Source organism: Nocardioides sp. zg-1308, assembly GCF_013155375.1.
Taxonomy (GTDB): domain Bacteria; phylum Actinomycetota; class Actinomycetes; order Propionibacteriales; family Nocardioidaceae; genus Nocardioides; species Nocardioides renjunii.
On the sequence record NZ_JABJQY010000005.1, the window covers coordinates 25,685 to 40,962 of the forward strand.

The 15,278-nt window shown below is 72.2% G+C and carries 16 protein-coding genes; 9 read left to right on the top strand and 7 right to left on the bottom strand.

Annotation, left to right across the window (positions count from 1 at the left end; all coding sequences use genetic code 11):
• Positions 1-96 precede the first annotated feature (96 nt).
• Entirely contained in the window at positions 97-2,271 is a 2,175-nt protein-coding gene (locus HN031_RS18685; RefSeq protein ID WP_172273882.1) for an MMPL family transporter, read from the top strand.
• Here the strand turns inward: HN031_RS18685 and HN031_RS18690 are convergent.
• Positions 2,255-4,387, bottom strand: a complete 2,133-nt coding sequence (locus tag HN031_RS18690) for a molybdopterin-dependent oxidoreductase (protein WP_172273885.1) — start codon at positions 4,385-4,387, stop codon at positions 2,255-2,257. The two genes, HN031_RS18685 and HN031_RS18690, sit on opposite strands and share 17 nt — an antisense overlap.
• A 117-nt stretch (positions 4,388-4,504) precedes the next feature.
• Here HN031_RS18690 and HN031_RS18695 point away from each other — a divergent pair, with 117 nt between their 5' ends.
• From HN031_RS18695 to HN031_RS18710, 4 genes are all read left to right on the top strand, one after another.
• Positions 4,505-4,768 (top strand): DUF6458 family protein, encoded by a 264-nt coding sequence (locus HN031_RS18695; RefSeq protein WP_172273888.1) that lies wholly within the window; start codon positions 4,505-4,507, stop codon positions 4,766-4,768.
• A 182-nt stretch (positions 4,769-4,950) separates the two neighbouring features.
• Entirely contained in the window at positions 4,951-5,226 is a 276-nt protein-coding gene (gene rpsO / locus HN031_RS18700) for a 30S ribosomal protein S15 (RefSeq protein WP_056906479.1), read from the top strand.
• Between the two features lie 274 nt (positions 5,227-5,500).
• Entirely contained in the window at positions 5,501-7,753 is a 2,253-nt protein-coding gene (locus HN031_RS18705) for a polyribonucleotide nucleotidyltransferase (protein WP_172273891.1), read from the top strand.
• Positions 7,754-7,837: 84 nt separating this feature from the next.
• Positions 7,838-9,145 carry a M16 family metallopeptidase gene (locus HN031_RS18710; RefSeq protein WP_367650821.1) on the top strand — a complete coding sequence of 436 codons (1,308 nt, stop codon included), beginning with the start codon at positions 7,838-7,840 and terminating at the stop codon, positions 9,143-9,145.
• An 18-nt stretch (positions 9,146-9,163) separates the two neighbouring features.
• Here the strand turns inward: HN031_RS18710 and HN031_RS18715 are convergent, their stop codons facing one another.
• Positions 9,164-9,679, bottom strand: a complete 516-nt coding sequence (locus tag HN031_RS18715; RefSeq protein ID WP_172273894.1) for a trans-aconitate 2-methyltransferase — start codon at positions 9,677-9,679, stop codon at positions 9,164-9,166.
• Positions 9,680-9,770: 91 nt separating this feature from the next.
• Here HN031_RS18715 and dapB point away from each other — a divergent pair, with 91 nt between their 5' ends.
• A complete protein-coding gene (gene dapB, locus HN031_RS18720; RefSeq protein WP_172273897.1) occupies positions 9,771-10,538 on the top strand; it encodes a 4-hydroxy-tetrahydrodipicolinate reductase in 768 nt (255 codons plus the stop codon).
• A gap of 13 nt (positions 10,539-10,551) precedes the next feature.
• Here dapB and HN031_RS18725 read toward each other — a convergent pair whose 3' ends face one another.
• The 5 genes from HN031_RS18725 to HN031_RS18745 all read right to left on the bottom strand — a co-directional run bounded on the left by HN031_RS18725 (position 10,552) and on the right by HN031_RS18745 (position 13,122).
• On the bottom strand, positions 10,552-10,848 hold the full coding sequence (locus tag HN031_RS18725; RefSeq protein ID WP_172273900.1) for an AzlD domain-containing protein: 297 nt from the start codon (positions 10,846-10,848) through the stop codon (positions 10,552-10,554).
• Positions 10,848-11,579 (bottom strand): AzlC family ABC transporter permease, encoded by a 732-nt coding sequence (locus HN031_RS18730; protein WP_172273903.1) that lies wholly within the window; start codon positions 11,577-11,579, stop codon positions 10,848-10,850. The genes HN031_RS18725 and HN031_RS18730 overlap by 1 nt, the downstream gene beginning before the upstream one ends.
• Positions 11,580-11,634: 55 nt before the next feature.
• Positions 11,635-11,862 (bottom strand): hypothetical protein, encoded by a 228-nt coding sequence (locus HN031_RS18735; RefSeq protein ID WP_172273906.1) that lies wholly within the window; start codon positions 11,860-11,862, stop codon positions 11,635-11,637.
• A gap of 115 nt (positions 11,863-11,977) precedes the next feature.
• A complete protein-coding gene (locus tag HN031_RS18740; protein ID WP_172273909.1) occupies positions 11,978-12,544 on the bottom strand; it encodes a GNAT family N-acetyltransferase in 567 nt (188 codons plus the stop codon).
• Positions 12,541-13,122, bottom strand: coding sequence for a DUF3043 domain-containing protein (locus HN031_RS18745; protein WP_172273912.1), 582 nt, complete (start codon positions 13,120-13,122; stop codon positions 12,541-12,543). The genes HN031_RS18740 and HN031_RS18745 overlap by 4 nt, the downstream gene beginning before the upstream one ends.
• A gap of 163 nt (positions 13,123-13,285) precedes the next feature.
• On the opposite strand from HN031_RS18745, the gene HN031_RS18750 reads away from it, so the two are divergent.
• The 3 genes from HN031_RS18750 to htpX are packed head-to-tail and all read left to right on the top strand — an operon-like array spanning position 13,286 to position 15,277.
• A complete protein-coding gene (locus tag HN031_RS18750) occupies positions 13,286-14,080 on the top strand; it encodes a PspA/IM30 family protein (RefSeq protein ID WP_172273915.1) in 795 nt (264 codons plus the stop codon).
• Positions 14,077-14,355 carry a hypothetical protein gene (locus HN031_RS18755; protein ID WP_172273918.1) on the top strand — a complete coding sequence of 93 codons (279 nt, stop codon included), beginning with the start codon at positions 14,077-14,079 and terminating at the stop codon, positions 14,353-14,355. Before HN031_RS18750 ends, HN031_RS18755 begins: the two co-directional genes overlap by 4 nt.
• Positions 14,356-14,365: 10 nt before the next feature.
• The gene (gene htpX, locus HN031_RS18760) at positions 14,366-15,277 is read left to right on the top strand and encodes a zinc metalloprotease HtpX (RefSeq protein ID WP_172273921.1); all 912 of its coding nucleotides are present in this window, start codon (positions 14,366-14,368) and stop codon (positions 15,275-15,277) included.
• The last annotated feature ends 1 nt before the right edge of the window (position 15,278 follow it).

Below are 15,278 nucleotides of genomic sequence, written 5' to 3' on the forward strand. Positions count from 1 at the left end.
CTAGGTCCACCCCGGCAGGGGACCTGGCGCCAGCGACGCGGCCCTCGCGCCGGCCGAGGCTGAGGACGTCCCTCCACCTCGACCCAGGAGTCCGTCATGTCCGTCCGCAACCCTCTCGCCGGAGCCCCGCTCCGGGCCGCCCGCTGGAGCGCCACCCACCCGTGGCGCGCGATCCTCGGCTGGCTCGCCCTGGTCGCCGTGGCCGTGGTGCTCGCCGCGGCCGTCCCCACCAACACCGCCGACGACGTCGACTACCGCGAGCACGAGTCCGGGCGCGCCGCCCAGTGGATCGACGACGCCGGCATGTCCGACCCGCTCACCGAGAACGTCCTCGTCACCGCCGGCGCCTCCGGCCTGGACCCCGCGCGGGCGGAGGAGGCCGCTGCGCAGCTCGGGCGGGAGATGGCGGAGGTCCCCGGGGTCGAGGAGGCGATGGCACCCGTGTGGAGCCAGGACCGGTCCGCCCTGCTGGTCGCCGTGCGGCTCGCCGCCGACCACGAGGAGACCGGGGAGATGACGGCGGTGACCGACGCGGTGCAGGAGGAGTACGCCGACCTGCGCATCCGCCAGGCCGGTGACCTCACCATCGACGAGGGCATCGACGAGCAGGTCGAGGCCGACCTGGCCTCGGCCGAGGGCATCAGCCTGCCCGTGACGCTCGTGCTGATGCTCTTCGCGTTCGGGGCCCTCATCGCGGCCGGCATCCCCGTCCTGCTGGCGGCGAGCAGTGTCGTCGTGACGATCGGCATCACCGCACCCGTCTCGTGGCTGGTGCCGGCCGAGGCCACCGTCACCAGCATGATCGTGCTCATCGGCATGGCGGTCGGCGTCGACTACTCGCTCTTCTACCTCAAGCGCGAGCGCGAGGAGCGGGCCCGTGGTCGCTCGACCCTCGACGCCGTCGAGGTGGCCGCCGAGACCTCCGGCCACTCGATCCTGGTGTCCGGCCTCGCCGTCGTCGTCGCCATGTCGGGCCTCTACGTCGTCGGCGGCGTCACCTTCAACTCGCTGGCCACCGGCGCGATCCTCGTGGTCGCGATCGCCGTGCTCGGCTCGATCACCGTGCTGCCCGCCCTCCTGGTCAAGCTCGGCCGCTGGGTCGACCGCCCGCGCGTCCCCGGCCTCTGGCGGCTCAACCGCCGGATCGGGCGGGGCGGGATCAGCCGTCGGCTGCTCGCGCCGGTGCTGCGACGCCCGGTCGTGGCGCTCGCCCTGGGCGGCGCGGTCGTGGTGGCGCTCGCCGTGCCGATGCTGGGCATGAAGGTGCACAGCGCCAACCTCGAGACGCTGCCTGACTCCATCCCGCAGGTCGTCACCGCCCGCGACATGGCGAAGGCCTTCCCGCTCGAGGGTGCGTCGGCCGAGGTCGTGGTGCAGGCCGACGCCGCCGACGCGGCTCGGGTCCGCTCGGCGCTGGTCGGGCTCGACGAGGCGGCGGCCCGGACCGGCGACTTCGTGGCGGCGGGTGACGCCGGCATCGAGGTCTCCGACGACGGCCGGACGACCGTCCTGGACCTCGCCATCCCCCACGAGGAGAGCGACCCGCGCGTGGACGAGGCGGTCGAGCTGCTGCGCGACGAGCTCGTGCCCACGGCGCTCGACGGCCTCGACGTCGAGCACGCGGTCGGCGGGGGAGCGGCAGAGTCGTACGACTCGGCGCACCACCTGGCGACGTACCTCCCGATCGTGATCGGCTTCGTGGTGCTGCTGACGATGGTCATGATGGGCATCGCGTTCCGCAGCGTCCGGCTGGCGCTCGTGTCCTCGGTGCTCAACCTCGCCTCGGTGGCGGTCGCCTTCGGGATGATGACGCTCGTGTTCCAGCACGGCTGGTTCGAGGGAGCGCTCGACTTCACCTCGCCGGGCTTCCTCATCGACTGGATCCCGATGATCGTCCTCGTCATCCTGGTCGGCCTGTCGATGGACTACCACGTCTTCGTCCTCAGCCGGGTCCGCGAGCACGTGCGACGCGGGCTGCCCGCGCGGCTCGCCGTCGAGCGGGGCGTCACCGACACGGCGGGCGTCGTGACCAGCGCCGCCGCGGTGATGGTGTCGGTGTTCGCCATCTTCGCCACGCTGTCGATGCTCGAGATGAAGATGATGGGCGTCGGCCTCGCCGTCGCGATCCTGCTCGACGCGACCCTGATCCGGCTGGTGATGCTGCCGGCGGTGCTGGTGCTGCTCGGCGACCGGGTCTGGGGGCGCCGGGAGGTGCCCGGGGAGCAGGTGGTGGAGCCGGTCCCGGAGCTGGCGGTCAGCCGGCAGCCGTGACCTCCACCGGCACGCCGTTGAGGGCCGCGTTGCCCGACACGTCGAGCAGCTCGGGATCGGTCAGGTCGTTGACCGAGACGCCCGGCACCGCACGGCTGCGGGTCATCAGGACGCCCTCGCGGGCGTGGCCGTAGCCGTGGGGGAGCGAGACCACCCCGGGCATCAGGTCGTCGGAGGCGGCCACCTCGACCTCCACCGTGCCGGTGCGGGAGGTCACCCGCACCCGGGCCCCGTCCGCGAGCTCGCGGACGGCGAGGTCGGCGGGGTTCATCAGCAGCTGGTGGCGGGCACGGCCACGGGTCAGGCGCTCGGAGTTGTGCATCCAGGAGTTGCAGTCGCGCTGGTGGCGGCGGCCGATGAGGAGCAGCCCCTCGTCGGGCGCGGCCGCCGCCGCCGCCAGCCGGGCGACGTCCTGGACGACGAGGGGCGGAGCGAGGTCGATCCGCCGGTCGCGGGAGGGCAGCCGCCCGGGCAGCTGGCCGCCCCGCAGTGGTCCCAGGTCGATGCCGGCGGGCCGCGCGCGGAGCTTCTTCAGCGTCACGCCGCTGGTGCCGCGGCGCAGGAGGCCGGCGACCAGCAGCGTCGGGCTGGCGGTGAGGCGGGCCCGCTGCACCAGCCGCTTCCTCAGCGGTGCCCTGCGGCCGAGCCGGGCGGCGGTGCGCAGGGTGATCTCGCGGAAGATCTGCCAGTCGTGCCGCTGGTCGGCCTCCTTCTCGAAGACCGCCGGGGTGAAGCGCGCGGTGTTGCGCACGGCCAGCAGGTGGAAGACCAGGTCGTAGTGGTCGCGCTCGAGCGCGGTGGTCGGGGGCAGGATGACGTCGGCGTGACGGGTCGTCTCGTTGACGTAGATGTCGACGGCGGCCATGAAGTCGAGCCCGTCCAGCGCGCGGTCGAGCCGCGCTCCGTCAGGGGTGGAGAGCACAGGGTTGCCGGCCACCGTCAGCAGCGCGCGGACCTGGCCCTCGCCCGGTGTCTCGATCTCCTCGCGCAGCGCCGCGACCGGCAGCTCGCCCGCGGTCTCGGGGAGCCCGCGGACCCGTGAGCGCCACACGTCGTGGTGCCCGCGCCCGATCAACCCGGTGCCGACGGCGTCGATCGCGGGCGTGGTGAACATGGCTCCGCCGACCCGGTCGAGGTTGCCGGTGAGGATGTTGAGGCAGTTCACGGCCCACTGGCACACCGTGCCCCACGGACCGGCGGAGACGCCGATCCTGCTGTAGACGACGCCGCCGTCGGCGGCCAGCAGCTCGCGCGCGAGGCGGCGGACCTCGCCGGCGGGGAGCCCGCTCATCGACTCGGCCAGCTCGGGGGTGACGTCGGCGACGAGGTCGACCACCGTGCCCAGCCCGTCGACGTACGACGGCACGGTGGGCAGGTCGTCGGGGGAGACCTCGGCGGTGAGGACGTGCAGCATCGCGAGCAGCACCCACGCGTCGGAGCCGGGGCGGACGAAGTGGTGCTCGTCGGCGACCTTGGCGGTCTCGGTGCGGCGGGGGTCGAGCACGACCATCCGGCCGCCGCGGGCGCGCAGGTCACGCACCCGCTGGGGGAAGTCGGGCACGGTCATCAGCGACCCGTTGGAGGCCATCGGGTTCGCGCCGACGACGAGGAACCACGACGTGCGGTCGATGTCCGGGACCGGCAGGAACAGCTGGTGGCCGAACATGAGGTGGGCCACCAGCTGGTGGGGGAGCTGGTCGACCGAGGTCGCGGAGTAGCGGTTCCTGGTCCGGAAGGACTTCGCCATCGCGGTGCCGTGGGTCATCGAGCCGAGGCTGTGCGCGTTGGGGTTGCCGAGGTAGAGCGCGAGGGCGTCGTCGCCGTGCTCCCGCACCACCCGGGCGAGGTTGTCGGCGACCAGGTCGAACGCCTCGTCCCACCCGATCTCCTCCCACCGTGCCCCGGCGCCCTCGCCGACCCGGCGCACCGGGCGCCGCAACCGGTCGGGGTCGGCGTACACGTCGGCGATCGCGACCCCCTTGGGGCAGACGTGGCCGCGGGAGAGCGGGTCGGCGGCGTGGCCGCGGACGGCGACGACGTCGCGGCCCTCCACGGTCAGCTCGAGCCCGCAGATGGCCTCGCAGAGGTTGCACACGCCGATCCGCTTCTCGCCCATCCCGGGATCGTCGCACGTCGGGCACCCCAGGGGAGGGTGACACCGGACCGGGCGGCGGCCAGACTCTGCGCGGCCCGGCCACCGCCGGGCAGCATCCCCACAGAAAGGGAGACCGTCATGGGTTACGGAGGGCCGATCGGCCTCATCGTCGTCGGGCTCGTCCTGGCGCTCGCGTTCAACCAGGAGCAGGTGGGACCGCTCAACGTCACCACGCTGGGCTGGATCCTGGTCCTGGCCGGCGCGCTCTGGCTCGTGCTCACGATCGTGCAGCAGAACACCCGCCGGCGGCACACCACCACGGCCACCACGACCGACGCGCAGGGACGCCAGGCCAGCAGCCAGCGCACCACCGAGTCGGACCCGCCCCCGCCGGCCGTCTGAGCGATCCCGACCGGGGGACGTACGTCCTCGTCGCGCGGCGCGGATTGGGCCGGCGGTCCGGGGCCTCGATATGCTGCTGCGGTTGCCCGGGAGGGTGACACGCCGTCACGACGGCCGCGGATCCAGAGTGCCCCGGTGAACAGGCCCGGGCGCGCCGCGCAACGAGAACCGAAGGAGCCCCCATGTCGATTGGTACCGACGCGGAGACCAAGAAGAAGATCATCGCCGAGTACGCCCTGACCGAGGGTGACACCGGTTCCCCCGAGGTCCAGATCGCGCTGCTCAGCCACCGCATCTCGCACCTCACCGAGCACCTCAAGACGCACAAGCACGACCACCACAGCCGTCGTGGACTGCTGCTGCTGGTCGGCCAGCGCCGCCGGCTGCTCAACTACCTGCAGAAGACGGAGATCGAGCGCTACCGCTCGATCGTGGAGCGCCTCGGCCTCCGCCGCTGATCGCGACAGGAGCGGTTCCCCGCCACGGGGAGCCGCTCCTCTCACATCCGGGACCCGCCGCGCTAGTGTCGACCCGGAACAACTGAACACACAGCCAACAGGAGCGACCCGCACGTCCGGCCCGGTCCTCGGTAGTGGCCTTCAGATCGGCACCCGTCACCGGGAGATCTGCGGGCCTCGATCGAAGACCGGCCCCGCGGGGCCCTCGATGCCCCACACGTTCGAGTGTGGACGACGCGGATCGCTCCGCGAAGAGAAAGCAGATCCTGCTTCCATGAGTGAACCCATCATCTCCGCTGTCGAGACCGTCCTCGACAACGGTTCCTTCGGCAAGCGCACGGTCAAGTTCGAGACCGGCCTGCTCGCCCGCCAGGCCGCCGGCTCGGTCACGGCCTACCTCGACGACGAGACCATGCTGCTCTCGGCGACGACCGCGGGCAAGACGCCCAAGGACCACTTCGACTTCTTCCCGCTCACGATCGACGTCGAGGAGCGGATGTACGCCGTGGGCCAGATCCCCGGCTCCTTCTTCCGCTCCGAGGGCCGCCCGGGCGAGGACGCGATCCTCACCTGCCGCCTCATCGACCGCCCGCTGCGCCCGACGTTCAAGAAGGGCCTGCGCAACGAGGTCCAGGTCGTCATCACCGTCATGGCGCTCGACCCCGACATGCCCTACGACGTGCTCGCGATCAATGCCGCGTCGCTCTCCACCCAGCTCTCCGGCCTGCCGTTCTCCGGCCCCGTCGGCGGCGTGCGCGTCGCCCTCATCGAGGGCCAGTGGGTCGCCTTCCCGACCCACTCGCAGCTCGAGTCGGCCGTCTTCGACATGGTCGTCGCCGGTCGGGTCACCGAGTCCGGCGACGTCGCGATCATGATGGTCGAGGCCGAGGCCCCCGAGGCCACGCTCGACCTCGTGCAGAACGGCGCCCAGGCGCCGACCGAGGAGATCGTGGCCGGTGGCCTCGACGCCGCCAAGCCCTTCATCAAGCAGCTCGTCGAGGCGCAGGCCCAGCTCGCGGCCGAGGCCGCCAAGCCGGTCCAGGACTTCCCGGTCTTCCTCGACTACGAGGACGACGTCTACGCCGCGGTCGAGTCCGCCGTGAAGGACGACACGGCCGCCGCGATGACCATCGGCGACAAGCAGGAGCGCGAGCTCAAGGTCGACGAGATCAAGGGCGCGCTCCTCGAGCAGCTCTCCGGCCAGTTCGAGGGCCGCGAGAAGGAGATCGGCGCGGCGTTCCGCTCGCTGACCAAGAGCCTGGTCCGCCAGCGCGTGCTGCGCGACAAGGTCCGCATCGACGGCCGCGGCCTCGCCGACATCCGTCCGCTGCACGCCGAGGTCGACGTGATCCCGCGCGTCCACGGCTCCGCGCTGTTCGAGCGTGGCGAGACCCAGATCCTGGGCGTCACCACCCTCGACATGCTCAAGATGGAGCAGCAGCTCGACACGCTCTCCCCGGAGAAGCACCGCCGCTACATGCACAAGTACGTCTTCCCGCCGTTCTCCACCGGCGAGACCGGCCGCGTGGGCTCGCCCAAGCGTCGCGAGGTCGGCCACGGCGCCCTCGCGCGCCGCGCCCTCCTGCCGGTGCTGCCCTCGCGTGAGGAGTTCCCCTACGCGATCCGCCAGCTCTCCGAGGCCATGGGCTCCAACGGCTCGACCTCGATGGGCTCGGTCTGCGCCTCGACCCTGTCGCTGCTGCAGGCCGGTGTGCCCCTCAAGGCCTCCGTCGCCGGCATCGCGATGGGCCTCATCTCCGACGAGGTCGACGGCGAGACGCAGTACGTCGCGCTGACCGACATCCTCGGTGCCGAGGACGCCTTCGGCGACATGGACTTCAAGGTCGCCGGCACCCGCGAGTTCGTGACCGCGCTGCAGCTCGACACCAAGCTCGACGGCATCCCGGCCGAGGTGCTGGCCGCCGCCCTAACCCAGGCCCGCGACGCGCGCCTGGCGATCCTCGACGTGATGGCCGAGGCCATCGACGCGCCGGAGGAGATGTCGGTCCACGCCCCGCGCATCATCACCATCCGCGTGCCCGTCGACAAGATCGGCGAGGTGATCGGGCCCAAGGGCAAGGTCATCAACCAGATCCAGGACGACACGGGCGCGACGCTGTCCATCGAGGACGACGGCACGGTCTACATCGGTGCGACCAACGGCGAGGCGGCCGAGGCCGCCAAGGCCGCGGTCAACGCGATCGCCAATCCGACCATGCCCGAGGTCGGCGAGCGCTACCTCGGCACCGTGGTGAAGACCACCAACTTCGGTGCCTTCGTCTCGCTCCTGCCGGGCAAGGACGGCCTGCTGCACATCAGCAAGCTGCGTGCGCTCGCCGGTGGCAAGCGTGTCGAGGCCGTCGAGGACGTCCTGTCCGTCGGCCAGAAGGTCCAGGTCTCCATCGCCGAGATCGACGACCGCGGCAAGCTCTCGCTGGTCCCCGTCGTCGACGAGGCCGAGGGCGGCTCCGAGGACGAGGCCGACGCCGGCTCCGACGTCAGCCCCGAGGCGACCGACGCCGAGTGACCTGATCCACCACCACGACCGGCCGGCCGCCTGGCCGGCCGGTCGTGCTGCTTCACCCCAGGCATCACCCCCGGAAGGACCCCTGTGCAGAAGAACGGCACCACCCGCACCCTCCACACCGTCAAGGACGCCGACGGTGCGGTGACCTCACGCGTCCGGCGCACGGTCCTGCCGAGCGGCATGCGGATCGTCACCGAGCAGATGGTCGGCACCCGCTCGGCCAGCATCGGCGTGTGGGTCAACGTCGGCTCGCGCGACGAGACGCCCGTGCTGCACGGCTGCTCGCACTTCCTCGAGCACCTGCTCTTCAAGGGCACCCCCGAGCGCACCGCGATGGACATCTCCGTGGCGCTCGACGCGGTCGGGGGCGAGTTCAACGCCTTCACCACCAAGGAGTACACCGTCTTCCACGCCCGCGTCCTCGACGAGGACCTGGCCACGGCGGTCGACGTGCTCGGCGACATGGTCACCGCCTCCACGATCACCGAGGCCGACGTCGAGGCCGAGCGCGACGTGATCCTCGACGAGATCGCCATGCACGACGACGACCCCGACGACGTGGTGCACAACCTCTTCGCCCACCAGGCCTGGGGCGACACCCCGCTCGGTCGTCCCATCGCCGGCACCGAGGCGTCGATCACCGCGATGACCCGCGCGCAGATCCACCGCTTCTACCGCCGCCACTACCGCCCCGACAACATGGTCGTCTCGGTGGCCGGCAACGTCGACCACGCCGCTGTCGTGCGCCAGGTCCGGCAGGCCTTCGGGCGCGCCGGATTCCTCGACGGGGAGGCCGAGCCCACCCCGACGCAGCAGTCGGAGAAGGCCCGCAAGGTGCACCCCGGCGAGGCGCGGACCGTGCGGCCGCAGGAGCAGGTCAACCTCGTCCTCGGCGTCAAGGGCATGACCCGCACCGATCCCCGCCGCTACACCCTCGGCGTGCTCAACACCGCCCTCGGCGGCGGCACCTCGTCGCGGATGTTCCAGGAGGTGCGCGAGCACCGCGGCCTGGCCTACTCCGTCTACTCCTTCGCCTCCCACCACGCCGACGCCGGCGTGGTCGGCGTCTCGGTCGGCTGCCTGCCCGGCAAGTACGACGCCGTGCTGGAGACCGTGCGCGGCGAGCTCGCCAAGGTCGCCTCCGAGGGTCTCACCGCGGAGGAGGTCGAGCGCGGCAAGGGCCAGCTCAAGGGCGGGCTCGTGCTCGGCCTGGAGGACTCCGGCTCCCGGATGTCGCGCATCGGCAAGGCCGAGCTGGTCCACGACGAGCTGCTCACCATCGACGAGGTCGTCGCTCGCATCGAGGCCGTCACCCTCGACGACGTCAACGCCCTGGCACGCGAGCTCTTCACCCAGCCCGAGCTGCTGGCCGTCGTGGGGCCGACGACGTGACGGTCAGCACCGGCAGCGTCAGCGGCGGCCGATGAGCCCGATCACCGGGGGAGCCTTCTGCTCCACCACGCTGACCCGGAAGCCGCCGCGGACGAGGTTCTCCGAGGCCTTCTTGACGATGTTGGGCACCAGCTCGGGGCGAACGGCGTCGTAGAACAGGTAGACCGCGCCACCGGGGACGACCCGCTCGTGGAGCAGGGCGACCTCGTCGTCGCAGTCGCGGACCCAGAACAGGTTCACGTTGAACGCGAAGACCTTGTTGAGCCGCTTGACCGGCACCCGCAGCGTGGCGAGGTCGATCTGGCGTACGACGAGCCGGCCGGCGTCGACGTACTTCTGGTTGCGGCGCTTGGTGCGGTCCACGCCCGACTCCGACCGGTCGATCGCGAACAGCTTGCCGGTCTCCAGCTTGCTGCAGATCGCCTCGGCGCCGGCTCCGGGGCCGCAGCCGATCTCGAGGACCTGGTCGCCCGGCTGGACGTCCATGAGGTCGACGGCCCACTTGATGCGCGGCGGGATGGTCGAAACGGGCATGGCGCACAGCCTGCCAGACCCGTGTTCGCCCGTCAGCCACCGCCACCCGGCACGTGGGGGCACCGGGCGCGTCGGCCGATAGGTTGGACCCGTGAGCGCACCAGGAGAGACCACCGTCCGCGTCGGCGTGCTCGGGGCGCGGGGCAAGGTCGGCGCCGAGGTCTGCCGCGCCGTCGAGGCGGCCCCGGACACCGAGCTCGTCGCGCGGGTCGACGCGGGCGACGACATCGAGGAGCTCGCCCGCTCGGGCGCTGCGGTGGTCGTCGACTTCACCCACCCCGACGTCGTCATGGACAACCTGCGGTTCTGCATCGAGCACGGCATCCACGCGGTCGTCGGGACCACGGGCTTCGACCGTGCCCGGCTCGACCTGCTCGAGGAGTGGCTCGCCGACGCGCCCGGCGTCGGCGTGCTGATCGCCCCCAACTTCTCCATCGGCGCGATCCTGATGATGCGCTTCGCGGCCCAGGCGGCGCCGTTCTTCGAGTCCGTCGAGGTGGTGGAGCTGCACCACCCCGACAAGGCCGACGCGCCGTCCGGCACCGCCCGGCGCACGGCGGAGATGATCGCCGCCGCGCGTCGCGAGGCGGGCAGCCCGCCGATGCCCGACGCCACGTCCACGGGCCTCGAGGGCGCCCGCGGCGCGGACGTCGACGGCGTACGCGTCCACGGCCTGCGGGTCCGCGGCCTCGTGGCGCACCAGGAGGTCCTCCTCGGCACCGCGGGGGAGACCCTGACCATCCGCCACGACTCCCTCGACCGGGTGTCGTTCACGCCGGGGGTCCTCGTCGGCGTCCGCTCGATCGGTGACCGGCCAGGCCTGACGGTGGGCCTGGAGGAGCTGCTCGACCTCGGGTGACCGGGCGGGTCGCTCAGAGCAGGCGGGCCATGGCGGCCACGACCGCCGCACCCACCACGACGACCAGGAACGGCATCCGCAGCAGCAGGGCCACGACGGCGAACGCGAGCCCCAGCGACCGGGCGTCGACGGCGAGGGCGTCGCCCGACGAGAAGGTCTGCACGGCGACCAGCGCCGCGAGGAGCGCGACCGGGATGAGGTCGGCCACCCGCTCGACCGTCGGGTGGCTGAGCACGCGTTCGGGAAGCGACATGCCGGCGAGCTTGAGGAGGTAGCAGCCCGCGCAGGCGAGGAGCACCGCGGTCCACATCAGCGCTGCCCTCCCGCCGTCTCGTCGGTGCCCGGCGCCGGGTCCCGCTCCGGGTGCCGGCCCAGCACCCCGACGAGGAGGGCCACGCCGCCGGCCGCGAGCACGGGTACGCCGGGCGCGGTGAGGGGCACCATCGCCAGGGCGACGGCGGCGGCCAGGAGGGCCACGAGGACGTTGCGCAGGTCGTGGAGCCGAGGCCACAGAAGTGCGAGGAACGCGGCGCCCACTGCGGCGTCCAGGCCGAAGGTCCGCGGATCCCCGACGGCCTCACCTGCGAACGCGCCGATCGCGGTCGCGACGTTCCACAGGACGAACACCGAGGCGCCGGTGGTCAGGAACCCCAGGCGGGCGGCCTCGGTCGTGTCGCGGTTGACCGACATCGCCGTGGACTCGTCGATGAGGACGTGGGCGGCGGCGAACCGGCGCCAGCCGCGCCACTTCAGCAGAGGGGCCATCCGGAGGCCGTAGAGCGTGTTGCGGGTGCCGAGCAGCAGGGCCGTGGCGGCACCGGACATCGGCGCTCCGCCGGCGGCGACGACGCCGATGAGGGCGAACTGGCTGGCTCCGGTGAACATCAGCAGCGACAGGACGCAGGTCTGGGCGACGCTGAGCCCGGAGGCGACCGACACGGCGCCGAACCCGACGCCGTACGCGCCCGTGGCGACGCCGACGGCCAGGCCGTCACGGATGATGGCGGATCGGTCGCCGGGATCGAGGGTGCTCTCGGACACGCCCGAAGGCTAAGGCACCCTGCGCATCAGCCCCGTCGCATTTTCGCCGGCTCCGTCAGTGAGGCCGACGACGGGCGCGCAGTCGGCGCGACTCGCGGCGGTGGAAGTCGTGGACGAGCACGAACGCTGCCGCAACGCCGGCGCCGGCGCCGGCCAGGAGCCCGACCCGGAGGTTCACGTGGGTCTCGGGGACGGCGCCGAACCACAGGCCGAGGCCGATGCACACCACGAGGGCGGCGAGGACGAGGACGAACCGGTGCAGAGCGGGAAGCGGACCTAGCATGACGGACCCCCGAACAGGCCGGCGGAGTAGCCGGACCTCCATGGTGACTCGCCGCGGGCGAAAAGCAAGGTCCTCCGGGGGTGGATTTTGCCGCGGCGGACGGCCGGTGGTCCGCTCAGCCGATCGCGGTGTGCAGGCGGACCTGCTTGACCGTGGTGCTCCCGGTGCCGTCGAGGTCGAGCTCGCGGTGGGCGGTGTCGGGGGCCCAGCCGGCGTCGGTGAGGAAGGTGCGCAGCGCGTCGTCGGCGGCGTTGACCCACGACACCGCGCGGGTGAAGCGGTCCGCGGAGAGGGTGTCCACCGCGGCCTGCAGCAGCCGCGAGCCGTGGCCCTTGCCGCGCTCGGTCGGATCGAGCGTGAGCTCGGAGAGCTCGCCGTCCGCCACGGGGTCGCAGTCGGGGTCTGCGGCCGCGGAGGTCAGCGCGAAGCCGACGACGCGGTTGCGCTCGAGGGCGACCAGCACCCGGTTGCGGGCATCGGCGGGCCGGGCGAGGACCTCGCGCCACTGGGCGGCGACCGCCGCCACGTCGGTGGGCAGCACCTCGGCCGGCAGCAGGCCGGCGTAGAGGACGGGCCACGCCCGGAGCTGGACCTCGGCGATCGCCGCGGCGTCGTCGGCCCAGGCCACCCGCACCGACACGTCGGCGCTCGGCCCCCCGCCGGGGCCGTGCGAGTGGCTCATCGGTAGGACTCGGGCAGCTTCTCGCCGATCCGGACCTGGGCCTTGGGCAGGCGCAGGAACTTCATCTGCAGCGAGCGCATGGCGGCGTAGAGCACCGCACCCTTCGGCGACTCGTCGGGGAAGCGTCGGGCCAGCTCGCGGCGCAGGCGGAAGCGGAGCATCACGACGTCGAACACGATCACCAGCAGCGTGGTGAACAGGATGGTGTTGCTCAGGTTCTGCATCGACCGGTTGCCGGAGTAGCCCAGGACCATCGACACCACCAGCAGCGGGACCATCAGCTCGATGAACGAGAAGCGGGAGTCGACGAAGTCGCGGATGAAGCGGCGGACCGGTCCGCGGTCGCGGCTGGGGAGGTAGCGGTCGTCGCCGGTCTTCATGGCCTCGCGCATCCGGCGCGAGGTGTCACCGCGCGCGGAGCGCTGCGCGGCCACCTGCTCCTTGCGGGTGCGGGGGACCTTGGCGCGGGCGCGCGCGGCCGCCTCGGCCTCCTTGCGAGAGGGCGTGGGGCGACCCTTGCCACCGATCTTGTCGTCGATCGGCGGGGTCTCCGGCTCGGGGCTGGTGCGACGGAACACGCGTGCTGCCTTCAGGTGGTTCGGATGCTGGGGGCACCCTATCCCCGCGGGCCCCACGAGGCGCGCCCGCGGGATGCCCTACCTCCGACTTGGGTTTGGTCCTAGGGTGAGAACGTCGACCGAGCCACCACCCACGCTTGACCAAGAGAGGGTTTCCACCCCGATGAGTCTCATGAAGCGCATCAGCCTGATCTTCCGCTCCAAGGCCAACAAGGCGCTGGACAAGGCGGAGGACCCCCGCGAGACCCTCGACTACAGCTACCAGCGCCAGCTCGAGCTCCTCTCGAAGGTCCGTCGCGGGGTCGCCGACGTGGCGACCAGCCGCAAGCGCGTCGAGCTGCAGGTCAACCAGCTCGAGCAGCAGGCCGCCAAGCTGCAGGGCCAGGCCGAGAAGGCCATCGGCGCCGGCCGCGAGGACCTCGCCCGCGAGGCACTGACCCGCAAGTCCGGCCTCGCCTCGCAGATCACCAGCCTCAAGGAGCAGCGCGCCGCCCTCCAGGGCGAGGAGGAGAAGCTCGTCCTGGCCCAGCAGCGGCTGCAGGCCAAGGTCGAGGCCTTCCGCACCCGCAAGGAGACCATCAAGGCCACCTACACCGCGGCCGAGGCGCAGACGCGCATCGGCGAGGCGATGTCGGGCATCGGCGAGGAGATGGGCGACGTCGGTCTCGCCATCCAGCGCGCCGAGGACAAGACCGCCCAGATGCAGGCCCGTGGTGCGGCCATCGACGAGCTGATCGCCTCTGGCGCGCTCGACGACGCCTCCCAGCTCAACGCCGGCGACGACATCTCCCGCGAGCTCGACGCGCTCAGCTCCGACTCGGACGTCGAGGCCGAGCTGGCGCGGCTGAAGGCCGGCTCCGCCCCGCAGGCCATCGAGGCCCCCGACGGCGACATCCTCGCCGCCGAGCCCGAGGCCGTGCGCGCCGAGGGCGACTCCACCGAGGGCGGCCGGGCATGATCGTCCGCATCCTCGGCGAGGGTCAGTACGACCTCGACGACCACGCCCTCGACGCCCTCAACGGCCTCGACAACCAGATCGAGCAGGCGATCGACGCCGGCGACGAGGACATGTTCCGCACCGCGCTGCACGGACTCCTGTCGGGTGTGCGCGCCAGCGGCACGCACCACGAGCTCGACTCCCTTGACGAGTCCGACCTGATCCTGCCGCCCCCGGACGCCACGATCGACGAGGTGCGCCAGCTGCTGGGCGACGACGGCCTGATCCCGGGCTGACGCCCACCGCATGGCCACCTCTCGCTTCATCAAGGACAGCGGGCTCACCGCCCGGATGACCCTCACCATGTTCCTGCTCGGCGCGCTGTTCGTCGGGCTCGTCGTAGGGCTGATCTACGCCGTGGGTCCCGGCTACGCGCCCGTCGTCGCGATCATCGCCATCGGCATGGCGTTCTACCAGTGGTGGAGCTCGGACAAGGTGGCGATGCGGGCGATGCGGGCCCGTGAGGTGGCGCCCGAGGAGGCCCCGGAGCTGCACGGGATGATCGACCGTCTCTGTGCGCTCGCCGACATGCCCAAGCCGCGGGTCGGCATCTCCGACATGGCGCTCGCCAACGCCTTCGCGACCGGGCGCTCGCCCGACCGCGCGGTGGTGTGCGTGACGACCGGCATCCTGCAGACGCTCGACGCGGAGGAGCTCGAGGCCGTGCTGGCCCACGAGCTGAGCCACGTGGCGCACCGCGACGTGCTGGTCATGACCGTCGCGTCGTCGGCCGGCATCGCCGCCGGGCTGCTGATGCGCTTCGCGCAGTTCGGCGGGATGGGCCGCTCGCGCAGCAACAACAACAACGCGCTGCCGGCGGTCCTCGTCGCCCTGCTGGTGAGCCTGGTCGTCTACGCCGTGAGCTTCGTCCTCCTGCGCCTGCTCTCGCGCTACCGCGAGCTCAGCGCCGACCGGGCCGGGGCCTACCTGACGCTCAAGCCAGCGGCGCTGGCCTCCGCGCTGCAGAAGATCAGCGGCGAGGTGGCCGCCACCCCGCAGCGCGACCTGCGCTCGGCCAGCGCGGCCAGCGCACTGTGCATCGTCCCCGCCCTCCGCGGCGGTGGCCTCGGCGGCCTGATGGCCACCCACCCGCCCCTGCAGCAGCGGCTCGAGCAGCTGGCCCGCATCCAGGCCGAGCTCAGCCGGCCGACGGGCTGAG

Excerpts from the sequence above, each read along its gene's own strand:
- htpX (WP_172273921.1), top strand. The coding sequence starts at position 14,366 with ATGGCCACCTCTCGCTTCATCAAGGACAGCGGGCTCACCGCCCGGATG.
- HN031_RS18725 (WP_172273900.1), bottom strand. The coding sequence starts at position 10,848 with ATGTGGACCGCGGTGCTCCTCGCCTGCGCGGGCTGCTACCTCCTCAAG.
- HN031_RS18715 (WP_172273894.1), bottom strand. The coding sequence starts at position 9,679 with ATGCCCGTTTCGACCATCCCGCCGCGCATCAAGTGGGCCGTCGACCTC.
- rpsO (WP_056906479.1), top strand. The coding sequence starts at position 4,951 with ATGTCGATTGGTACCGACGCGGAGACCAAGAAGAAGATCATCGCCGAG.
- HN031_RS18685 (WP_172273882.1), top strand. The coding sequence starts at position 97 with ATGTCCGTCCGCAACCCTCTCGCCGGAGCCCCGCTCCGGGCCGCCCGC.
- HN031_RS18705 (WP_172273891.1), top strand. The coding sequence starts at position 5,501 with ATGAGTGAACCCATCATCTCCGCTGTCGAGACCGTCCTCGACAACGGT.
- HN031_RS18740 (WP_172273909.1), bottom strand. The coding sequence starts at position 12,544 with ATGAGCCACTCGCACGGCCCCGGCGGGGGGCCGAGCGCCGACGTGTCG.
- HN031_RS18750 (WP_172273915.1), top strand. The coding sequence starts at position 13,286 with ATGAGTCTCATGAAGCGCATCAGCCTGATCTTCCGCTCCAAGGCCAAC.
- HN031_RS18735 (WP_172273906.1), bottom strand. The coding sequence starts at position 11,862 with ATGCTAGGTCCGCTTCCCGCTCTGCACCGGTTCGTCCTCGTCCTCGCC.
- HN031_RS18755 (WP_172273918.1), top strand. The coding sequence starts at position 14,077 with ATGATCGTCCGCATCCTCGGCGAGGGTCAGTACGACCTCGACGACCAC.
- HN031_RS18690 (WP_172273885.1), bottom strand. The coding sequence starts at position 4,387 with ATGGGCGAGAAGCGGATCGGCGTGTGCAACCTCTGCGAGGCCATCTGC.
- HN031_RS18695 (WP_172273888.1), top strand. The coding sequence starts at position 4,505 with ATGGGTTACGGAGGGCCGATCGGCCTCATCGTCGTCGGGCTCGTCCTG.